The sequence below is a fragment of the Shewanella livingstonensis genome, assembly GCF_003855395.1.
In the GTDB taxonomy this organism is placed as follows: Bacteria; Pseudomonadota; Gammaproteobacteria; order Enterobacterales; family Shewanellaceae; genus Shewanella; species Shewanella livingstonensis.
On record NZ_CP034015.1, the window covers coordinates 3,177,548 to 3,196,916 of the forward strand.

The 19,369-nt window shown below is 42.7% G+C and carries 18 protein-coding genes and 1 pseudogene; 1 reads left to right on the top strand and 18 read right to left on the bottom strand.

All coding sequences use genetic code 11. The features are described from left to right. Positions 1-4: 4 nt before the first annotated feature. The 17 genes and pseudogenes from nirD to yceD all read right to left on the bottom strand — a co-directional run bounded on the left by nirD (position 5) and on the right by yceD (position 17,448). Positions 5-331, bottom strand: a complete 327-nt coding sequence (gene nirD, locus EGC82_RS13730) for a nitrite reductase small subunit NirD (protein WP_124731265.1) — start codon at positions 329-331, stop codon at positions 5-7. Then, positions 328-2,931: a nitrite reductase large subunit NirB gene (gene nirB, locus EGC82_RS13735; RefSeq protein WP_124731266.1), complete on the bottom strand. Its 2,604-nt coding sequence runs from the start codon at positions 2,929-2,931 to the stop codon at positions 328-330. Before nirB ends, nirD begins: the two co-directional genes overlap by 4 nt. Positions 2,932-3,167: 236 nt before the next feature. After that, positions 3,168-3,845 carry an ANTAR domain-containing response regulator gene (locus EGC82_RS13740; protein ID WP_164839139.1) on the bottom strand — a complete coding sequence of 226 codons (678 nt, stop codon included), beginning with the start codon at positions 3,843-3,845 and terminating at the stop codon, positions 3,168-3,170. Then, entirely contained in the window at positions 3,833-5,011 is a 1,179-nt protein-coding gene (locus tag EGC82_RS13745) for a glycosyl transferase (protein WP_164839140.1), read from the bottom strand. The genes EGC82_RS13740 and EGC82_RS13745 overlap by 13 nt, the downstream gene beginning before the upstream one ends. Further along, entirely contained in the window at positions 5,004-5,897 is an 894-nt protein-coding gene (gene cobA / locus EGC82_RS13750) for a uroporphyrinogen-III C-methyltransferase (protein ID WP_124731269.1), read from the bottom strand. The genes EGC82_RS13745 and cobA overlap by 8 nt, the downstream gene beginning before the upstream one ends. Further along, entirely contained in the window at positions 5,897-8,698 is a 2,802-nt protein-coding gene (locus tag EGC82_RS13755) for a nitrate reductase (RefSeq protein WP_124731270.1), read from the bottom strand. Before EGC82_RS13755 ends, cobA begins: the two co-directional genes overlap by 1 nt. Positions 8,699-8,987: 289 nt before the next feature. Further along, entirely contained in the window at positions 8,988-9,323 is a 336-nt protein-coding gene (cctA, locus tag EGC82_RS13760) for a tetraheme c-type cytochrome CctA (RefSeq protein ID WP_124731271.1), read from the bottom strand. A gap of 384 nt (positions 9,324-9,707) precedes the next feature. After that, a complete protein-coding gene (locus tag EGC82_RS13765; RefSeq protein WP_124731272.1) occupies positions 9,708-10,583 on the bottom strand; it encodes an NAD(P)-dependent oxidoreductase in 876 nt (291 codons plus the stop codon). A 13-nt stretch (positions 10,584-10,596) separates the two neighbouring features. Next, positions 10,597-11,085, bottom strand: coding sequence for an acyl-CoA thioesterase (locus tag EGC82_RS13770; protein WP_011636973.1), 489 nt, complete (start codon positions 11,083-11,085; stop codon positions 10,597-10,599). Positions 11,086-11,204: 119 nt separating this feature from the next. Next, positions 11,205-12,446 (bottom strand): beta-ketoacyl-ACP synthase II, encoded by a 1,242-nt coding sequence (fabF, locus tag EGC82_RS13775; RefSeq protein ID WP_124731273.1) that lies wholly within the window; start codon positions 12,444-12,446, stop codon positions 11,205-11,207. 162 nt (positions 12,447-12,608) lie between these two features. Beyond that, on the bottom strand, positions 12,609-12,842 hold the full coding sequence (acpP, locus tag EGC82_RS13780; protein ID WP_011496723.1) for an acyl carrier protein: 234 nt from the start codon (positions 12,840-12,842) through the stop codon (positions 12,609-12,611). A 163-nt stretch (positions 12,843-13,005) separates the two neighbouring features. Further along, complete coding sequence (gene fabG, locus EGC82_RS13785; protein WP_124731274.1) at positions 13,006-13,752, bottom strand: 3-oxoacyl-ACP reductase FabG; 747 nt, start codon at positions 13,750-13,752, stop codon at positions 13,006-13,008. 10 nt (positions 13,753-13,762) lie between these two features. Then, positions 13,763-14,689, bottom strand: a complete 927-nt coding sequence (gene fabD, locus EGC82_RS13790) for an ACP S-malonyltransferase (protein WP_124731275.1) — start codon at positions 14,687-14,689, stop codon at positions 13,763-13,765. A 32-nt stretch (positions 14,690-14,721) separates the two neighbouring features. Then, complete coding sequence (locus EGC82_RS13795; protein WP_124731276.1) at positions 14,722-15,681, bottom strand: beta-ketoacyl-ACP synthase III; 960 nt, start codon at positions 15,679-15,681, stop codon at positions 14,722-14,724. An 8-nt stretch (positions 15,682-15,689) separates the two neighbouring features. Beyond that, a pseudogene (gene plsX / locus EGC82_RS13800) lies at positions 15,690-16,719 on the bottom strand (phosphate acyltransferase PlsX). Between the two features lie 15 nt (positions 16,720-16,734). Continuing rightward, complete coding sequence (gene rpmF, locus EGC82_RS13805) at positions 16,735-16,905, bottom strand: 50S ribosomal protein L32 (RefSeq protein WP_124731277.1); 171 nt, start codon at positions 16,903-16,905, stop codon at positions 16,735-16,737. A gap of 18 nt (positions 16,906-16,923) precedes the next feature. Next, positions 16,924-17,448, bottom strand: coding sequence for a 23S rRNA accumulation protein YceD (yceD, locus tag EGC82_RS13810; protein WP_124731278.1), 525 nt, complete (start codon positions 17,446-17,448; stop codon positions 16,924-16,926). A gap of 245 nt (positions 17,449-17,693) precedes the next feature. On the opposite strand from yceD, the gene EGC82_RS13815 reads away from it, so the two are divergent. After that, positions 17,694-18,314 carry a Maf family protein gene (locus tag EGC82_RS13815; RefSeq protein ID WP_124731279.1) on the top strand — a complete coding sequence of 207 codons (621 nt, stop codon included), beginning with the start codon at positions 17,694-17,696 and terminating at the stop codon, positions 18,312-18,314. A gap of 388 nt (positions 18,315-18,702) precedes the next feature. On the opposite strand, the gene EGC82_RS13820 is transcribed toward EGC82_RS13815, so the two are convergent. Further along, the gene (locus EGC82_RS13820) at positions 18,703-19,356 is read right to left on the bottom strand and encodes an HAD-IIIA family hydrolase (protein WP_124731280.1); all 654 of its coding nucleotides are present in this window, start codon (positions 19,354-19,356) and stop codon (positions 18,703-18,705) included. Positions 19,357-19,369: the final 13 nt, after the last annotated feature.

The window sequence follows — 19,369 nt, forward strand, 5'->3', positions numbered from 1 at the left end:
TCCTTTACGACTGAGCTAAGACAAAAACATTGCCTTGCTCAGTTTTAATGTCGAATGGTTTAGCGACTAAATCATTATTTTCAATACAACGCCCCGTAACCAAACGGTAATGTTGCTTATAAAGTGGTGAAGCAACACACAGCTCACCGTCAATTTCACAAATCAATCCTCTGGCTAATAAACTCACACCACTAGCAGGATCGATATTATCAAGGGCAAACAAACCGTCATTACCTAGGTTAAAAATAGCCACAGCACGTCCCGCTACCCAAGCCGCTACTCCTGTGCCTTTTGGCATGCTTGCTTCACTGCACACATTTATCCAACTCATACTAATTCCTCCACTTGAGCTTGCTCGATATCATCAGTAATATCTTTAATGGCAATGGTTCCAGCCCCTGCATCTTTTATATTTGGGAAGCGTTGCTCCCTAATACGTTGATAAGTATTAGCATCTGTTGTTGGTGCATCATTTGGATTAACAAATTCATTAAAGCGTGCCAAAAACTCTGGCTGCTCAAGACTGGTTTTCCATTCACATTGGTATGTGGCGGCGATAAGGTCCATTTGTTGTTCTAGCGTGTCATTAATCCCAAGAACATCATCAATAACTACTGATTTTAAGTAATCTACTCCACCGTCTAAAGTGTCCATCCAAGTTGAGGTGCGCTGTAATTTGTCAGCGGTTTTAACGTAAAACATCAAAATACGATCGATATACTTATAGAGGTCTTCAGTGGATAAATCGGTGGCAAATAAATCACCATGACGGGGGCGCATGCCACCATTTCCGGCAACATACAAGTTCCAACCTTTATCGGTTGCGATAATACCGATATCCTTACTTTGAGCTTCTGCACATTCTCGAGTACAACCTGATACGGCAAACTTCAATTTGTGCGGACTGCGTAAGCCTTTGTAACGATTTTCTAAATCGATAGCAAAACCGACAGCATCTTGTACACCATAACGACACCAAGTACTGCCAACACAAGACTTAACCGTTCGCAGAGATTTGCCGTAGGCATGGCCCGTTTCAAAACCGGCATCAATGAGTTTTTGCCAAATTTCGGGTAACTGCGATAGCGTTGCACCAAACATATCAATGCGTTGGCCACCCGTTATCTTGGTATAGAGGTCATATTCTTGAGCAATTTGGCCCATGGCGATAAGTTTAGTTGGAGTGATTTCACCACCAGCAACCCGCGGCACAACAGAATATGTTCCGTCTTTTTGGATGTTACCTAAATAGGCATCATTGGTGTCTTGCAGCTGCACATGACCGCGGTCTTGATTGAGCACATAATGGTTTTGTAGGCTGGCAAAGATAGATGCGGCTGCAGGTTTACACATTTCACAGCCATATGTGTGACCACTGGCAGAAGGTTTGCCATGTTGGGTCATTAAGGTGTCAAAATCATTGATGCCTTCAACTTGGCATAAGTGGTATAACGCTTGTCTATCATGATCAAAATGGGCACAAATTCCCGAATTAAATTCAAGCCCAGCAGCCTGTAATGCTTGATCAATAATTTTTTGCACTAACGGCGCACAGCCGCCACAACCTGATGCTGCCCGAGTACAAGACTTGATCTCGGATATTTTATGGTTGCCATCGATAACAGACTCAACAATGTCGCCCTTGGTCACTTGATGACAAGAACACACAATAGAAGTGTCTTTTAAATCGGCTTCGTTTTCAGCACCGGCTAGCAATAACTCAACCGCGGACCCTTCGATTTCGTCTTGAGATAAATAAGCATCAAGCAAGCGGCTATAATCGCTATTATCACCAATTAACACTGCACCTTTTAAATATTTACCGGTTTCATCTAACCATAATTTTTTATAAATCCCCGCTTGGTTATCAGACAACTCAACAAATTGGGCATTATCAAAACCACGGCTGGCGCCAATAGCCGCCACATCAACACCCAGTAACTTAAGCTTGGTGCTCATATCTGCACCGGTAAATGACTGTGAAACAGTATTTGATGTTAATGAAGCAATATGGGAAGCCACAACACGGGCCATTTGATAACCTGGCGCCACTAAGCCAAATATTTTTTGCTGCCATAATGCACATTCACCAATAGCATAAACATCAGGTGCAGAAGTTAAGCAGTAGTCATCAATTTCAATGCCGCCACGTTCACCAATACTGATATTTGATACTCGCGCTAAAGAATCTTGTGGGCGAATACCGGCTGAAAAGACAATCATGTCAGTTTCAAGATAAGACTCATCGTTGAAGGTCATTCTATGTAATGCCGTTTCACCGTCGATAATCGCGGTGGTGGCTTTTGAGGTATGAACACTCACACCGAGTTGTTCAATTTTACTACACAATAAATCACCCGCTTTGTCATTTAGCTGAACGGGCATCAATTGTGGCGCAAACTCAACAACGTGAGTTTTTACCCCAAGCTGCATCATGGCATTGGCGGCTTCTAAGCCTAATAGCCCACCGCCCACGACCACCCCAACTTGGCTATTTTGCGACGCTGCTTGAATGGCCTCAAGATCTTCAATGGTGCGATACACCAAACACTGAGCGCGATCGTTACCCTGTATCGGTGGTACAAACGGAAATGATCCCGTTGCAAGTACTAAACGGGTATAAGAATAATGGTCACCTTGCGCGCTGGTCACCGTTTTGGCGGCTATATCAATTGCCGTAATAGGTGTATTCAAGTGAAGCGTAATGCCCCAATCTTGATAATCTTGCGCACTGGTTAACATCAATGGATCCGCGCTACCGGTCTCAAAATATTTTGACAGCTGCACTCGGTCATAAGCTGGACGCGGCTCTTCGCCAAACACGTGTACGTCAAACGTTTTATTGAGTCTTAAACTACACAATTGCTCAATAAAATGATGACCAACCATGCCATTACCTACCACCACTAATTTGGGTTTTGAGACTGCCATATCCTACTCCTTCATGCTACGGACCGTAAAAAACAAAATGGCGCCAACTCCGCTTAAAGAGTTGGCGCCATTGCCAGTTACTATCCCGATTTTTTAAATTTACTGTTTGAACATAAATGGTGTAAAAACCATTAGCGACATTCAGTATCATATTATGATGCTGCAGGCTCTATGCCAACAAGTAAAAAAATATAACTAATTGATTTATAAATAATTAAAACCCAACAACCTTTATATTAAAACGACAACGTGTTCAGATTAGGGATAACCGCACCAACATGAGGCGCACCATCATTGCTCACAGCTAAAGTCACTGCTGCCAACGGACTTTTTTGTGGACTGGTCACTGCAATAATTTGGGCCGACATTTGTGCCAGCGACAAGCCTTTTTGCATCGCTTGTTGTTGAATAATTTGATGTGCTTTGGCTTCGTCAAACCCTTGCTGCATAACAATCAACTTTGCTTGACTGAGCAGTTTTATACTGCGGATTTCATCATCCAATTTCTTAAATTCAGCTAAAGTTTTACTGGCAGCATTAAAACGTGCTTGGGCCAAACTTATCACGCTGGTTAATCGGTTAACGGTTAACATCTCTGGGATAAAAGTGATGCGACCACAATCAAGTAAATTCGTTAATGCTGTCTGCTGCCAAATTTTAGCATTAACAACTATCACCATAGGTTTACTTGTTAATGTCCGTTGAATTAGCCCTTGGATTTGATTGTCTAATGTGTTGGTTAATACCAATAAAGTATCAAATGTTTGTTGATGTAATCGTTGCTCAACTTGGCTTGCAGAAGTCAACACAGTGACATGTCCAAATGCCGCCAAACAAGCCTGATACTGCACAACATCACAATCAACTACTGGTACGGCGGAAAAACTCGGATCACAAAATATTAAACTGCGCATAACCACTCCTTGTTTCGCCATTGCTCGAGTGGACTATCTATTGGACTAAGACGGTTTTCCCAACATTGTAGGCTTAAATCAACCGCTTGCTCTGCTGTAATAACTGCAGTTTTATTGGGTCCCGTCATAGCTGATTTTCGGCTCAGTAATAGCAGTACCGCAGCCAAAGTAGCCGTAATACTGCTTAGTGCTTGCTCAATCATGGTGCGCGACATTAATGCTGTGAGCTCATTTGCCAAATAAGGTTGTTTTTCGCGCCATAACAGCGCAAGAATTTCATTAGGCAACTCAGCCTGACCTACCTTTGCACCAGAAAAACCGTCTAATATCGTAGGAATAGAGAAGCTCGATACCTCAGTATGCTCTGCTTGTCCGTTGACGACCGTTATCGTGGTCGACACTCTTGGATTACATTCTGTTTCGCCTTGTAAACCTTTAAAAATAGCAACACTGCCGCGATGGTATTCACCTTTAGCAAATAAGATCTCGCATATACTTTGATGCAGACTATCTAAGCCTGGATGAAAATAACTGCGCAGACTGATCGACGCATTAGCCGGGTTAATACACCGCGCTGCGGTTTGAATTAAACTGCGTAATCCTAATTCTTGATGTAATTGACGACACTCATCTAACACTGGCGCTAAATCACCCGCGCGTACATACACAATATTATCTGACAGCAACGCAGCATTAGCACTTTGCGGTGAAGTACAACAAGCTATATTCAATGTATCTAAGCAAGATTCAACATGGCGGCGATGTGGTAACGCTAGGCTATCGCCATGCAACATGACACGAACACCTTGACTCGCCAATAATTTTGCTACCAATAATAACCAAGGCAACTGTTCGCGCTTGCCCGCATACACAGGCCAATCAATATCAACCGCTAATGAACGCCAACCTTCGTCTAGGGTATGGCGTAAACCAGCCACCATTCCAGCCACTTCTTCTGTCGTTTCACCACGAACGCGCATTAACATCATGGCACTTGCCATCTGAGCACGGGTTGCTTTTCCTTTAGCAAAACCTTCAAGCAATAAGCTGGCCTCGGCAAACGTTAACGTCCGCGAGCCTTTCTCACCCTTACCCAGGGCTTTTATTAATAACCGAAAATCAAACTCATCTGCTGATGTCAGGGTTAACTCGCCAATTTTAGGCATATAGAGCCTCATACTTATCAGCTGGCAATGATGAAGAAAAATCAATATCGTCGAGTAAAGAGCTAAGCTGTTGCCCGACAGTGACCACTTCGCCAATAATGATTAATGTTGGCCCAGAGTCCTTAATAGTCAACGCTGCATCTGCCATAGAATCAACTGTTGCATAAGTGACAATTTGGTTTGGTCTACCGCCATTGGTAATAAATGCCACTGGCAAATCAGCGGCACATTGGGTATCGAGTAACCCTAGCGATATGCCAGCCGCTTGTTCTTTACCCATATAAAAAACTAACGTTGACTGGGCTGCGAGTAAAGCTTGCCACTGTGCGGGTGCAGCGGCATTGTCGGTATCGGTCATTTTTGTGCCTGTAATCAGGGTAACGCTACGAGCCATTCCACGAAAAGTCAGTGGAATACCCGTGCTAGAAGCACAACCTAACGCAGCGGTAACACCGGCAATAAACTGCGAACGGATCCCCTGCTCTGCCAAGTAAAGTGCTTCTTCAGAGCCGCGGCCGAAAATATGCGGATCTCCGCCTTTTAAACGCACGACTTTTAGTCCTTGTTGTGCCAATTTAAGTAATAACGCATTAATATCATCTTGCTTAACACTTGGCTGGCCACAACGTTTACCCACAAAGTGGCGCTGACAAGATGGCGTCACCAAGGTTAGAATATCGCTGCTCACGAGGCTGTCAAAGACTAACGCATCTGCTTGGGCGACAATTCGCGCCGCCTTAATGGTCATCAAATCCAATTGCCCACAGCCGGCGCCAACAATAGCAACTTGGCCAGCTTGCAGTTCGCTTGTAGGTAATCCATCCGTTATACAACCTACAGAGTTAATTGGCTGATGACCTTTTATCATTGCATCTACGCTATTCATTAGGCAACGTCCTCTTCTACTGCATGTTGATGTTCAATTTCTGTGTACGATAATGCTTCCTGCCAACTTTGCTTGGCACACTGCTTTACTTCACTATGACAACTACCACATTGACGTCCGCAGCCTAATAATGATTGAGTGTTATCTAATGCCTGCGCAAAACTGATGTTGGCGATACCATCACTCATCACCTGATCATTAAATTGGTCATTCATTTGCTCGCTAATTTGATCTTCGGTCACAGCGGTACAAGCACACACTAATGGGCTATTTCCTGCTTTTATTTGTTGGTGTAATTGTTTAATCAGCTGGTTATCTACAGGTTTACCAATAAACGCATTCATCTGAGTTAATGCGACATCCACTTTAGTGTCAGATAACAACTTCAATGCTTTCAGTAAGCCTTTATCCATATTGCATTGAATATGTAAATGTTGACAGCCTAGCGTTAATGTCCATTTAAGTGAGTATTGCGTTGCTTGATAAGCAAAACCATCTTCAGCGTTCATAAAGCCAATATGATGACATAAGCCATTTTCAAGGGTTTGAGCCACTTGCCAATGTAATCCTTGTGCCGATGGATCGTGCTGGCCAAATACCATGCCTTGTAGTGCTAACTCAACAGACGATAACGTCACCGGTTGACACTTAAATCCAGGTTGTTTTGATACCGGATCAACTCGGGCATCTAGTGCCTGATTCACCCCTTTTGTCATAGAGAACTGCGCCGACCAATGCATTGACATCGACGCCATATTAATAGGCATATCGTCATCGATAACGGCGCGAGCCATAGTAAATGCTGACGGAAAATGAGCGGCTGTCGAATCTACTGAGTTTGAATTAACTGCAGCTTGAATGCGTACTAAACCACCATCGGTTAAAGAGAACTTTTGTAACTGCGATGAATGTAAATGAATAACTGGCTCAGGAATGCTGGCACGTAAACTGGCGATATGTCCGGTACGAGTCATGGTATGCCACTGATCGCGACTACGACCGCTATTGAGTAACAGGGTGTTATGGGTTAATGGTAGCTCCGCTGAATTAACAGACAAAGGTGTTATAAAAGGCGCAACGAACTCAGCTTTACCGCTTGCAGTAGCAAACACGCCATCACTGAAAACCCGCTCACCTTGTTGACCAATCTGCGAAGTAGAAGCGATAGGCCACTGGGTTGGCAGTAACGCATCATACTGCCCTTTTGATAAGCTGGCTAAGCCAGTTAAATCAAATACTTTGTTGGGAAACTGTTGTTTTACTCGAGCTGACAAGGTAGCAAATTCATTAAAGATACTGGCGCTATCATCAAAATAAAATCCATGGAAACCCATTTTTTGTGCCACTTGACTGACCGCCCACCAATCGGCTTTGGCTTCACCTTTGGGTGTAATAAATCCACGTTGGCGGGTAATAGTGCGTTCACTGTTGGTGACGGTACCGCATTTCTCTGACCAACCTTGCGCTGGCAATAACACGTCCGCAAGCTTAGCTGTATCTGAATCAGGGCTAATTTCAGATACCACTACAAAAGGGCAATCAGCTAACGCTTTGGCTATTTTGTCACTATTAGGTAACGACACCACTGGGTTGGTACCCATAATCCAAATCGCTTTAATTTTGCCCTCGGCAAGGGCATCAAACATCTCTACTGCTGCTAAGCCTTTTTGCTCGGCTACGCTGTCGGTTTGCCAGAAATCGGCTAATAACTGACGTTCTAAGTCTGAAAATCCCATATGACAGGCTAACTGAGTCGCTAAACCACCCACCTCACGCCCTCCCATCGCATTAGGTTGCCCTGTTAGCGAAAAGAAACCACTTCCTGGCTGTCCAATTTGGCCTAATGCAAGATGACAGTTAATCATCGCATTTGTCACATCGGTGCCTATGGTTGATTGATTAACGCCCTGACAAGATGCCGTAAGTACTTTTTTATGACCCGCGACTAATTGATAAAACTCAGTAAGCTCGCTAACAGGTATTCCCACTTGATTTGCGAGCTCGGCTAAATTTTTACTTAATTTTTGTGCTTGGGATACAACCGAATCGAAACCCTCGGTATGTGCCGTAATGTAAGCGTGATCAACACAATTTTGATCGGCTAAATAACCCAGTAAACCATGAAATAACGCCAAATCGGCGCCCGGTTTAATCGCTAAATGTATGTCAGCTTGTTTTGCGGTGGCAGTTGATAAAGGATCTATCACCACTAAACGGGCATTATTGGTTTTTTTAGCCGCTAATATTCGTTGAAAAAGCACCGGATGAGTCCACGCCGTATTAGCACCGACTAACACGATGACTTCTGCTTGTTCTAAGTCATCAAAGCAGCCTGGGACCACATCTTCACCAAAAGCGCGCTGCATAGCGCTAACCGCTGATGACATACATAAACGAGAGTTGGTATCTATATTGGCGGTTTTTAAAAAGCCCTTGGCAAATTTGTTGGCAACATAATAATCTTCGGTGAGTAATTGTCCTGAAAGATAGAGTGCCACCGAATCTGGGCCATGGTCTGCAATGGTTTGCGCAAAAGTTTCAGCAATTAAGGTGCTCGCCTTGTCCCAATCAAGTGGCATACCAGAACGAAGTGTAGGGTAACGCAGTACATTGGGTTGGGCTAAACTGTCGAGTAATCGCTCGCCTTTAGCACATAAATGCCCTTGGTTAGCAGGATGGTTAGTATCGCCAATCAATGTTAAATCAGCCACATCGACATCAATCCAATCAGCTTTAGTCGAAGACACGCTAACACCGCACCCAACACCACAATAAGCACAACTAGACTGGATTGCTGACATACATCTATCCTTTCACATTAACAATTTCATGATTAGATGACTGCGAAAGCCGTGCCAAAAAGTTAACATGCTGATTTACAATAGAAATAGAAATTCAGTTAAGTTTATTACATCAACATTTGCGCAACAAAAGTGCATAGCTGCGCCCTAATATTGCGCATCTTATTGAAATAGATAGTATTTACCTACTCACAAAGAGGTATTAATTTCAATTTAACAAGAGAAATGTTTGAAATCTAGAAACAAAAATACCGACAAAGATGTCGGTATTTTGTCTATTAACGATAGCTTATTTTGCAGTACGACCATCATCGTGACATGTATCACATGTTGGCTTTTCGCCTACTTTAGCTTCATGTGGTGCATGACAATCTGCACACATCAATACACCATCATGCGGCTTATGGTTTTCATCCATTTCAGCAAGTGTGCCATGGCAACTTTGACATTGTTCAAATTCATATGCGCCATCTTTAGATGGCTCACCATCGGCGTGACAGTTTTCACAGCCACCCATTTCAACGTGAAACTCTGCGAGCGTCTCATCAGCAGCAAATGATGCAGAAGACATCATCATTACCGCAAAACCAGCCGCAAACAATGCGCTTAGTAGTTTATTGTTCACTATTCATTCCTCCAATTTAGTGCACCCCCGCGTTCTTTTAATCTGACGCGGATCATCACACTGCAACACGACACTTTACTTATGGGGTTGTTTAACTATCAGTTTACAAATCAACCAAAATTGACCAGTAAGTATGAAGATAGTTAATCAATGTCATTTAAGCAAAATTAATTTAGATTGGGTAATGATAGCAGTGCTCGTTGCTTGAATATGTGCGCTACATCATGTAACTCAATGGTTTTTAGTCAACAAGTCAACTTGCCATCAGAAAAAAGCTAATACAGCAAAGGCTAATGTTTAATCAATTTACTGCTAATAAAAAGCCCCAACTAATATTGGGGCTATGTTGATGTAATCATATTTTACGACAATGGCTAGTTAATATTAACTGCGAGACTTTTCTAAGCGTGCTAGCAAGCTAGACGTATCCCAGCGGTTACCTTTCATCGCTTGTACTTCAGAATAAAACTGATCGACTAACGCCGCTACAGGTAAATGACTACCATTTCGACGGGCTTCATCAAGTGCAATACCTAAATCTTTGCGCATCCAATCAATAGCAAAGCCAAAATCATATTGACCTTCCCACATGGTTTTATAACGGTTTTCCATCTGCCAGCTCTGCGCGGCACCTTGACTGATAACGTCGATCACTTTCAAGCCATCTAAGCCAGCACTTTTAGCAAAATGAAGTCCTTCGGCTAAGCCTTGAACCACACCAGCAATACAGATTTGATTAACCATTTTAGTTAATTGTCCCGAACCAACAGGTCCTAACAATTCAGCACAACGACTATAAGCAGCTATAACAGGCTTAACCGTATCAAAATGGGCTTGGTCACCCCCCATCATTACCGTTAACGCACCATTTTCGGCACCAGCTTGGCCACCAGAAACCGGCGCATCTAAAAAGGCAATATTAAGTGATTGCATGTGCGCGGCAATTTCACGTGCAACATCAGCAGAAGCTGTAGTGTGATCAACCAAAATGGCGCCGGCATGCATACCGTGCACTACACCTTGCTCACCTAACACAACCTGGCGTAAATCATTATCATTACCCACACAGGTAAACACAATGTCTTGACCTTGAGCGGCATCTTTAGGTGTGTCAGCCGACTTACCGCCATATTGTGCAACCCACTGGGCCGCTTTCGCCCCGGTACGGTTATAAACAGTAACGTCATGACCCTGCTTAACCAAATGTCCCGCCATCGGGAACCCCATAACGCCTAAACCAATAAATGCTACCTTGGCCATGATTTCCCCTTATTTATTCAACTGAAGGTTTAACGTGAGCTTCCATTTCGGCACCGATACGTTTACGCATATCCATCAATCTCAATGCACTATCACGTAAGCGAACATCATCTGCTGTGGCTGGTATCCATTCAGGAACAGAAGTAGGATGACCTTCGTCGTCTACAGCAACCATAATCACAATACAATGCGTGGTTAAATGACGTTCCGACTCTTTAGGATCGCCGGCTTTAACGTCAATAGCGATGTGCATAGATGTCGTACCGGTATAAATAACTTTGCCCGTGACTTCGACAATATTCCCCACATGAATAGGCTTAACAAATCGAATACCGCCAGCATATACCGTAATGCAGTATTTACCACTCCATCCTGCTGCTGCGGCATAGGCGGCCAAATCAATCCATTTCATTACAGCACCGCCGTGTACCTTACCGCCAAAATTGACATCTGCAGGTTCAGCCAAAAAACGTAATGTAAGCTGTCTATCTTTACCGGCCATAAAGCCTCCAAGTCATCGCAGGATGTATCGAAAGTTAACGATACACTTTGTATTAATACAAAAAAAGCATTAAAGACACAAAAAAAGCGCCATCGGCGCTTTTTTTTATTCAATAATCATTAATCCATTTTCTTAAACAGTAGTGATCCATTAGTACCACCAAAGCCGAATGAGTTACATAAAGCATAATCAAATTTATGACGACGAGAAGTATGGGCAACAAAATCTAAGTCGCAACCTTCATCCGGATTATCTAAGTTTATCGTAGGCGGTACATGTTGATCGCGCAGCGCAAGTAAAGTAAAAATCGCTTCTACCGCACCTGCAGCACCTAATAAGTGTCCGGTCATAGATTTAGTCGAACTGACCAGCACTTCATAGGCATAGGGGCCAAATACCGATTTAACAGCTGCAGCTTCAGCTTTATCACCGGCATGGGTTGATGTGCCATGGGCATTAATATATCCCACTTGCTCTTTTTCAATTTGCGCATCATTAATGGCATTAACCATTGCAGCCGCAGCGCCTGCACCATCACTTGGTGGTGATGTCATGTGGAATGCATCACCACTCATACCAAAACCGACTAATTCACCATAAATATTAGCACCGCGGGCTTTAGCTCGCTCATACTCTTCCAACACAATGACACCAGCGCCATCGCCAATAACAAAGCCATCACGGTCTTTGTCCCAAGGGCGACTTGCTGCTGTTGGATTGTCATTACGAGTAGATAATGCTTTAGCAGCACTAAAACCAGCCACCCCTAAAGGGCTAGTAACATCTTCAGCACCACCGGCAACCATCACATCCGCATCACCATAAGCAATAGTACGTGCAGCAAAACCAATATTATGTACACCAGTAGTACACGCCGTGGTAACAGCAAAATTAGGGCCTGTCATGCCATACATGATCGACAAATGGCCAGCAATCATATTAATAATGGTACTTGGAACAAAAAACGGTGACACTTTACGTGGCCCACCATTTAATAAAGCGGAATGACCTTGCTCAATGAGCCACATACCACCCATTCCAGCACCAATAGCAGTTCCTATACGAGCTGGGTTCTCTTGGCTCATATCTAGGCCAGAATCTTTTACTGCTTGAATACCTGCAGCCATACCGTATTGGATAAATAAATCCATTTTACGGGCATCTTTTTTGGTTAGATATTGTTCGATATCAAAATCTTTGACTGAACCGCTAAAACGAGTGCCATACTCACTAGCATCAAACTTAGTAATAGGAGCAATACCACTTTTACCAGCCAATAAGGCGTTCCAAGAAGACTCAACATCATTACCCACAGGAGTCACAAGTCCAAGACCTGTGATGACGACACGACGTTTAGACATGATATTCACCTTTAAATAAAATCTGCCACGATGCCATTATTGCGATATAGCTAAAGAAGTATAAGGAAGGATGTTCTAATGCAATTAAATGGAACGAGCGTTTACAAATACTTTAAACAAAAACAGGCGGCATAAATGCCGCCTGTTTTTGTGAATTCTTGATTACTGATTCTTAGAAACGTAATCGATCGCTGCTTGAACAGTAGTGATCTTTTCAGCTTCTTCGTCAGGGATCTCGGTATCAAACTCTTCTTCTAGAGCCATAACCAATTCAACAGTGTCTAGAGAATCAGCGCCTAAATCGTCTACAAAAGAAGCAGCTGATTTAACGTCTTCTTCTTTAACGCCAAGTTGTTCGATGATGATTTTCTTTACACGTTCTTCGATGTTGCTCATTAGTTTTCTTTCCTATTCAAATTACGCACTTGCGTAAGATTGCGAGTAGTTTATTCGAATTAGATAACAATGCAAGCTTAGATTTTGTGGTCTAACCACAAAAAATAACATTGAATTATCACTAACACTGACTCAAATGAAGGTAGTTGCCCACCTATCGCTCTTAAACCATGTACATGCCACCATTCACATGCAATGTTTCGCCTGTGATGTAAGCGGCTGAATCCGAGGCCAAAAACAATACTGCATTGGCAATTTCTTGTGCTTGCCCTAATCGTTCCATCGGAACTTGCGACATAATAGCTTGTTGCTGCTCTACTGTCAGCTCATCTGTCATATCTGTCTGAATAAATCCAGGTGCGATAGCATTCACTGTTATTTGACGAGATGCAACCTCTCTTGCAAGAGATTTTGTAAATCCAATCAAACCCGCTTTAGCCGCCGAGTAATTTACTTGGCCTGCATTACCCATTGTACCCACAACTGAACCGATACTGATAATACGTCCGAAACGTTTTTTCATCATAGATCGCATTACTGGTTTAGACAATTTAAATAGTGATGTCAAATTAGTGTCAATAATATCTTGCCACTCATCATCTTTCATCCGCATCAATAAATTATCACGAGTAATGCCTGCGTTGTTAATAAGAATATCAACTTCACCGGCTTTTTCTTTGATCTGGCTATATAAATCAGCCACTGATTGGCTATCAGTGACATTTAACACCATCCCAAAGCCTTTGTCACCTAGATAGTCTTGAATCGCCGCAGCGCCTTTTTCACTGGTTGCAGTGCCAATAACCATCGCACCTGCTTGGACCAACGATTCCGCAATTGCACGGCCAATACCACGGCTAGCACCAGTAACTAATGCAATCTTACCGTCTAAATTAATGCTAAAGCTCATATCAACTCCTTTATTCGACTAATGCTGCAAATGAAGCAACATCATTAACCGCTTGAGCGGATATCGATTTATTAATTCTTTTTGTTAACCCAGTTAATACTTTCCCAGGTCCACATTCAACTAAATTTGTAACACCTTGTGTCGCCATAAACTCAACCGTCTCGCTCCAACGCACCGGACAATACAATTGGCGCACTAATGCATCTTTAATGGCTTGAGCATCGGTTGGCGTTGCCACATCAACATTATTGATTACGTTAATAGTAGGCTCAGAAAAAGTCACGTCAATTAACGCTTTAGCTAATTTATCTGCAGCAGGTTTCATTAATGCACAATGCGACGGCACACTTACAGGTAATGCCACGGTCATTTTAGCCCCAGCAGCTTTACACGCAGCTGCTGCGCGCTCGACAGCGGTTTTGTCACCCGCTATCACTACCTGCCCTGGGCTGTTGAAGTTAACCGGGCTAACGACAGCCCCTTGAGCAGACTCTGCACATGCTTTGGCAATAGCATCATCATCAAGACCAATAATGGCAAACATGGCACCAGAACCTGCTGGTACAGCTTGTTGCATTAATTTCCCGCGTAGCTCAACTAATTTAACAGCATCGGTAAATTCAATCACACCCGCGCATACTAAAGCAGAATATTCACCAAGGCTGTGGCCTGCTAACAAAGAAGGCATAGGCTTGTTAGCTGCTTGATACGCACGCCAAATGGCCACGCTTGCAGTGAGCAGTGCAGGTTGGGTTTTATCTGTTTCATTTAAGGTTTCAGCTGGGCCATTGGCAACTAGATCCCATAAATCATAACCTAACGCATTACTCGCTTCGGTAAAGGTTTTTCCGATAACATCGTTAGATTGAGCTAATTCAGCTAACATTCCTACAGCCTGCGAACCTTGGCCAGGAAATACAAAAGCAACATTTTCCATAAACGCTTACCTGTATAAAATAAATTTCAAAATTAAAAACGAACTAAAGCACTGCCCCAAGCAAAACCACCGCCAAATGCTTCGAGTAGTAATAAATGTCCGCGTTGAATTCGACCATCGCGGACAGCTTCATCTAATGCAATTGGTACAGATGCTGCTGAGGTATTCCCATGCCGAGCTAATGTTAGAATAACTTTATCTAAACTCATGTGCAGTTTTTTAGCCGTTGCATTAATGATACGAAAGTTAGCTTGATGTGGCACTAACCAGTCGATTTCTGATTTATCGACATTATTAAGCCGCAAGGTTTCGGTAACGACATTAGATAGCTGCGTTACCGCAACCTTAAACACATCATTACCTTTCATGGTCATAAAACCAACAGCTTCAGAACTTTCATTAGCGCGAGGAGGGAAAGAGCATTTTAATAAGTCCCCTTGGCTGCCATCTGCATAAATGTGAGTCGCAATGATACCGGGAGTATCGCTTGTACCAATAATTGCAGCGCCCGCACCATCACCAAATAAAATAACGGTAGAGCGATCGGATGGATCGCACATTCGTGACAATACATCAGAACCAATAACCAATACTTTTTTAGCTGCACCCGTTTTAACAAATTGATCGGCAACCGATAACGCGTAAATAAAGCCTGAACACGCGGCAGCAATATCAAAAGCAGGAATATTTTTGACGCCTAATAGGGCTTGGATTTCGCATGCTGCGGCAGGAAATGCATTTGATGCACTTGTGGTTCCACAAACAATCATATCAAGATCGCTTGCTTCAATCCCTGCCATTTCAAGCGCTTTTAATGCCGCCTGATAACCCATTGTTGAAACCGATTCATCTGTTGCAGCAATGCGCCGCTCAGAAATACCGGTCCGATCAACAATCCATTGGTCAGTGGTTTCAACCATTTTTTCGAGGTCTTGATTGCTACGAACTTGCACAGGAAGATAACTACCTGTTCCGAGAATTTTTGTATGCATATATGAGATCAGCTATTGATGTCTAAAAGAATCGACTCCAAACGATCTTTAATCATTTCAGGAAGACGACGTTTTGCTTCTGTTGCTGCTAAATTTAATGCTTGTAAAAATGCAGCTTCATCCGCGTTACCATGACTCTTTACTACTATTCCGCGCAATCCTATCAGACTTGCACCGTTATAGTGGTCGGGGTTCATCTTACTGAGAACATCTTGTATACGAGGAGCGATGAGTTTGGAGAGTAAACGAACAAAAAAAACCGTCATTTAAGCCGCGTTTTAATTGGTGCACCAATAGCTTTGCAATGCCTTCAGAAGTCTTTAGGGTGATATTACCGACAAATCCGTCGCAAACAATCACATCCACATTGCCAGTATAAATTTCATCACCTTCTACAAAGCCAATATAATTGATTTGATCAGTGTGTTGCAAAATTTGACCGGCCTGTTGAACTTGATCATTACCCTTAATCGCTTCAATACCAACATTTAATAGTGCTACTTTAGGACGGGATTTTTTATGGACTGCTTCACATAATACCGATCCCATAATAGCAAACTGGAATAACGTCTCAGAATCGCAAGATACATTGGCGCCTAAATCCAGCAAATATACAGGTTTACCCGTCATGGCAGGTAAGCAAGACACCAGTGCAGGTCTATCAATACCTGGTAAGGTTTTTAATAACACCTTAGCCATCGCCATTAATGCACCTGTGTTACCAGCGCTAACGCAAGCAGCGGCTTTTCCGTCTCGTACTAGCTCAAGAGCAATTCTCATCGAGCTATTTTTACGTGAACGCAAAGCGTGAATGGGCCTGTCGCACATTGTGACGACTTCAGTGGTATGGATTATTTCAATACGGGAGAGTTCAGCTGAGTGAGCTTGAGATAAATACTTTTCTATTTCGGTTTTATCGCCAACCAAAATGATATTTAAAGAGGTGTGAAATTTCAATGCCTGCAAGGCTGCAGGCACTGTCACGTGGGGGCCGTGATCGCCCCCCATCGCATCTAACGCAAGCGTCAGATTTTTCATTAGATTAGCAACAAATTATTTGTTGATAACCTTTTTACCGCGGTAAAAACCATCAGCAGTCACATTGTGACGTAGATGTAATTCACCGCTAGTAGCGTCTACTGACAATTGAGCAGTGCTCAATGAATCATGTGAACGACGCATACCACGCTTTGAACGTGATTTTTTATTCTTTTGTACAGCCATTGGACCTGTCTCCTACGATTACTTGCTCTTCAGTTTTTCTAACACTGCAAACGGATTTGGACGCTCCTCATGAGCGGGTTCGATCTCGCCTACAACTATATCTTTCGATCCAGACTTACAATTATTATCATCGTGCATCGGGATGATTGGCATAGCGACTATCAATTCATCTTCAATCAATTGATGCAGACGTACTTCACCAATCTCATTACACTCAATTGGGTCATACGCATCCGGGAGCTCATCGATTTCTGCCTCAGTCTTACAAGGACTAAAACAAAAGTCGACCGTAACCTCAGTAGTAAATTGTGTCATGCAACGTTGACATAGCAGAGTGAGCTCCGTCACAGCCTTCCCGCGAAGGTAGACTATCCCCTGTAAATCGACGCCACATTCCAACGACACAACTACGTCGGAACAGTCGCCGGCACATAACTCGCTTAATCGCTTTAGTTGCTTACCTAAAATGGTACCTTCATATCGAAGGCCGCTTGAGGCAGCGCGTATAGGATCAATTGAAACCGGTATCTTTACTGTTTGCATAAGGCGCGCATATTATAGTTTGAAAACGCTGGAGTCAAAGAAAATTTCCGTAAAAATACGGTAACCTCACCTAAAAATGAACTTTAGGTACTCTTTAATCCGGCATTGAATTTGAAAGTTGGCAAATTTTACCGAACCCAACTCCATCACACAAGCATTACTCGATAAAAATGATCCATTTGCTTAGATGAATACAGTAAACTGACGATTATTCTGTTATTAGCCAAAAAAAATGAACAAAGCCAATGAATTTCAATCTTGTACTTGCATCAACCTCACCTTTTCGTCAGCAATTATTACAAAAATTACTGCTACCTTTTAATTGTGTTAACCCTGATATTGATGAAACCCCTAAAAAAGGTGAAACAGCAGTCGCATTAGTCAAACGCTTAGCTGAACAAAAAGCATTAGCAGGTGCGAACTTAATTGCTCAAACATCAGAGCCACATTTAATTATTGGTTCAGATCAAGTCGCGTTGATAAATGGTCAGATTATCGGTAAACCAAGTACAGTCGAGAACGCGATGGCTCAATTAAGCGCCGCATCCGGTCAAGCAATCACTTTTTATACTGGTCTTGCGGTATTTAATAGTACTAATCAACAAATGCTTTCTTGTGTGGAACCATTTACAGTTTATTTTAAGCATTTATCAGCTGCGCAAATTCGCTACTACATCGATACCGAACAACCTTTATACTGTGCTGGAAGTTTTAAATGTGAAGGATTAGGTATTGCTCTGTTTGAACGTTTAGAAGGTGATGACCCTAATACGTTAATTGGTCTACCATTAATTAAGCTTATTGGTTTACTCGCACAACACGGTGTGGATGTGCTCAGCCAAGTACCTGAATGCGCCATTAAATAACACGAATACCCAATCTAATACATTAGAGCTCCAACCTAAGGGTTATGAGATGGCTAATAATAGTTAACCTGAACTTGGTATATAAGGATGAACTTAGCTATTTAACATCAGCATGTTAACCAAGCTCACTTTCAAGCTTGTCATTTGTTATGCTAACAAGGCGAACTGACGCGTCTATTGTAAGTCGATTCAACACAGTTAGCAGGACAAAGGGCTGTTTCAAAGGCGTTTATTATCCCGAGCTCAGGTTAGTTATGGTTAGTGCGGGTATCAAAACTAAAATATAGGATGTCAAACGTTGAGGGTAAGCAGAGCATATACAAGCTAATGAAATACAGCGGCGGAAACGACTCCTCGACGCTGTAATGTATCAATCATCGTAAAAAAATTAAAGATAGTCACGTATCTCCAGTGCCTTGTTGACAACAGCACGTGGATTTAGCGCTTTCAATCTCGATTCATTATGAGCACCATAACTCACACCAATACTCGCCATACCGGCATTATTGGCCATGGTTAAATCATGAATCGAATCACCAATCATAATGGCTCTGTCGGCCGCAACATTAAAATGACTCAATAATGAATGCAGCATCTCAGGATGCGGCTTACTTTTAGCGTCATCGGCACAACGCGTCGCATGAAAATACTCTCCAAGGCCAGTTGAGACTAACATTTTGTCTAAGCCTTCTCGGCCCTTTCCTGTCGCAACCGCTAAGAGATATCCCTCAGCATGTAGATTGCGAATTAATAACGCTATCCCCTCAAACAAAGGCGTAGGATGCTTATTCGCAATGTGATGTCGTCGATAACAATCAATTATTTGCTGATGGTTTTGATGACTGGCAAATAAAATCGGCATAATTTTGGGTAAAGATAACCCAATAACATCCCTTATTTGCTGCTCTGAAGGTATAGGTAACATCAGTTCTTGTGCAACTTGTTGCATACAAGACACTATTTTACCGACAGTATCCATTAGTGTGCCATCCCAATCAAAAATGACCAGTTCATAAGCTTTATCTTGAATGTTCAATGTCATGCCTTACTTTCAT

Bases quoted from the DNA above. Each gene is read 5' to 3' on its own strand.
- nirD (WP_124731265.1), bottom strand. From the start codon at position 331: ATGAGTTGGATAAATGTGTGCAGTGAAGCAAGCATGCCAAAAGGCACA.
- nirB (WP_124731266.1), bottom strand. From the start codon at position 2,931: ATGGCAGTCTCAAAACCCAAATTAGTGGTGGTAGGTAATGGCATGGTT.
- EGC82_RS13740 (WP_164839139.1), bottom strand. From the start codon at position 3,845: ATGCGCAGTTTAATATTTTGTGATCCGAGTTTTTCCGCCGTACCAGTA.
- EGC82_RS13745 (WP_164839140.1), bottom strand. From the start codon at position 5,011: ATGCCTAAAATTGGCGAGTTAACCCTGACATCAGCAGATGAGTTTGAT.
- cobA (WP_124731269.1), bottom strand. From the start codon at position 5,897: ATGAATAGCGTAGATGCAATGATAAAAGGTCATCAGCCAATTAACTCT.
- EGC82_RS13755 (WP_124731270.1), bottom strand. From the start codon at position 8,698: ATGTCAGCAATCCAGTCTAGTTGTGCTTATTGTGGTGTTGGGTGCGGT.
- EGC82_RS13765 (WP_124731272.1), bottom strand. From the start codon at position 10,583: ATGGCCAAGGTAGCATTTATTGGTTTAGGCGTTATGGGGTTCCCGATG.
- EGC82_RS13770 (WP_011636973.1), bottom strand. From the start codon at position 11,085: ATGGCCGGTAAAGATAGACAGCTTACATTACGTTTTTTGGCTGAACCT.
- fabF (WP_124731273.1), bottom strand. From the start codon at position 12,446: ATGTCTAAACGTCGTGTCGTCATCACAGGTCTTGGACTTGTGACTCCT.
- acpP (WP_011496723.1), bottom strand. From the start codon at position 12,842: ATGAGCAACATCGAAGAACGTGTAAAGAAAATCATCATCGAACAACTT.
- fabG (WP_124731274.1), bottom strand. From the start codon at position 13,752: ATGAGCTTTAGCATTAATTTAGACGGTAAGATTGCATTAGTTACTGGT.
- fabD (WP_124731275.1), bottom strand. From the start codon at position 14,689: ATGGAAAATGTTGCTTTTGTATTTCCTGGCCAAGGTTCGCAGGCTGTA.
- EGC82_RS13795 (WP_124731276.1), bottom strand. From the start codon at position 15,681: ATGCATACAAAAATTCTCGGAACAGGTAGTTATCTTCCTGTGCAAGTT.
- rpmF (WP_124731277.1), bottom strand. From the start codon at position 16,905: ATGGCTGTACAAAAGAATAAAAAATCACGTTCAAAGCGTGGTATGCGT.
- yceD (WP_124731278.1), bottom strand. From the start codon at position 17,448: ATGCAAACAGTAAAGATACCGGTTTCAATTGATCCTATACGCGCTGCC.
- EGC82_RS13815 (WP_124731279.1), top strand. From the start codon at position 17,694: ATGAATTTCAATCTTGTACTTGCATCAACCTCACCTTTTCGTCAGCAA.
- EGC82_RS13820 (WP_124731280.1), bottom strand. From the start codon at position 19,356: ATGACATTGAACATTCAAGATAAAGCTTATGAACTGGTCATTTTTGAT.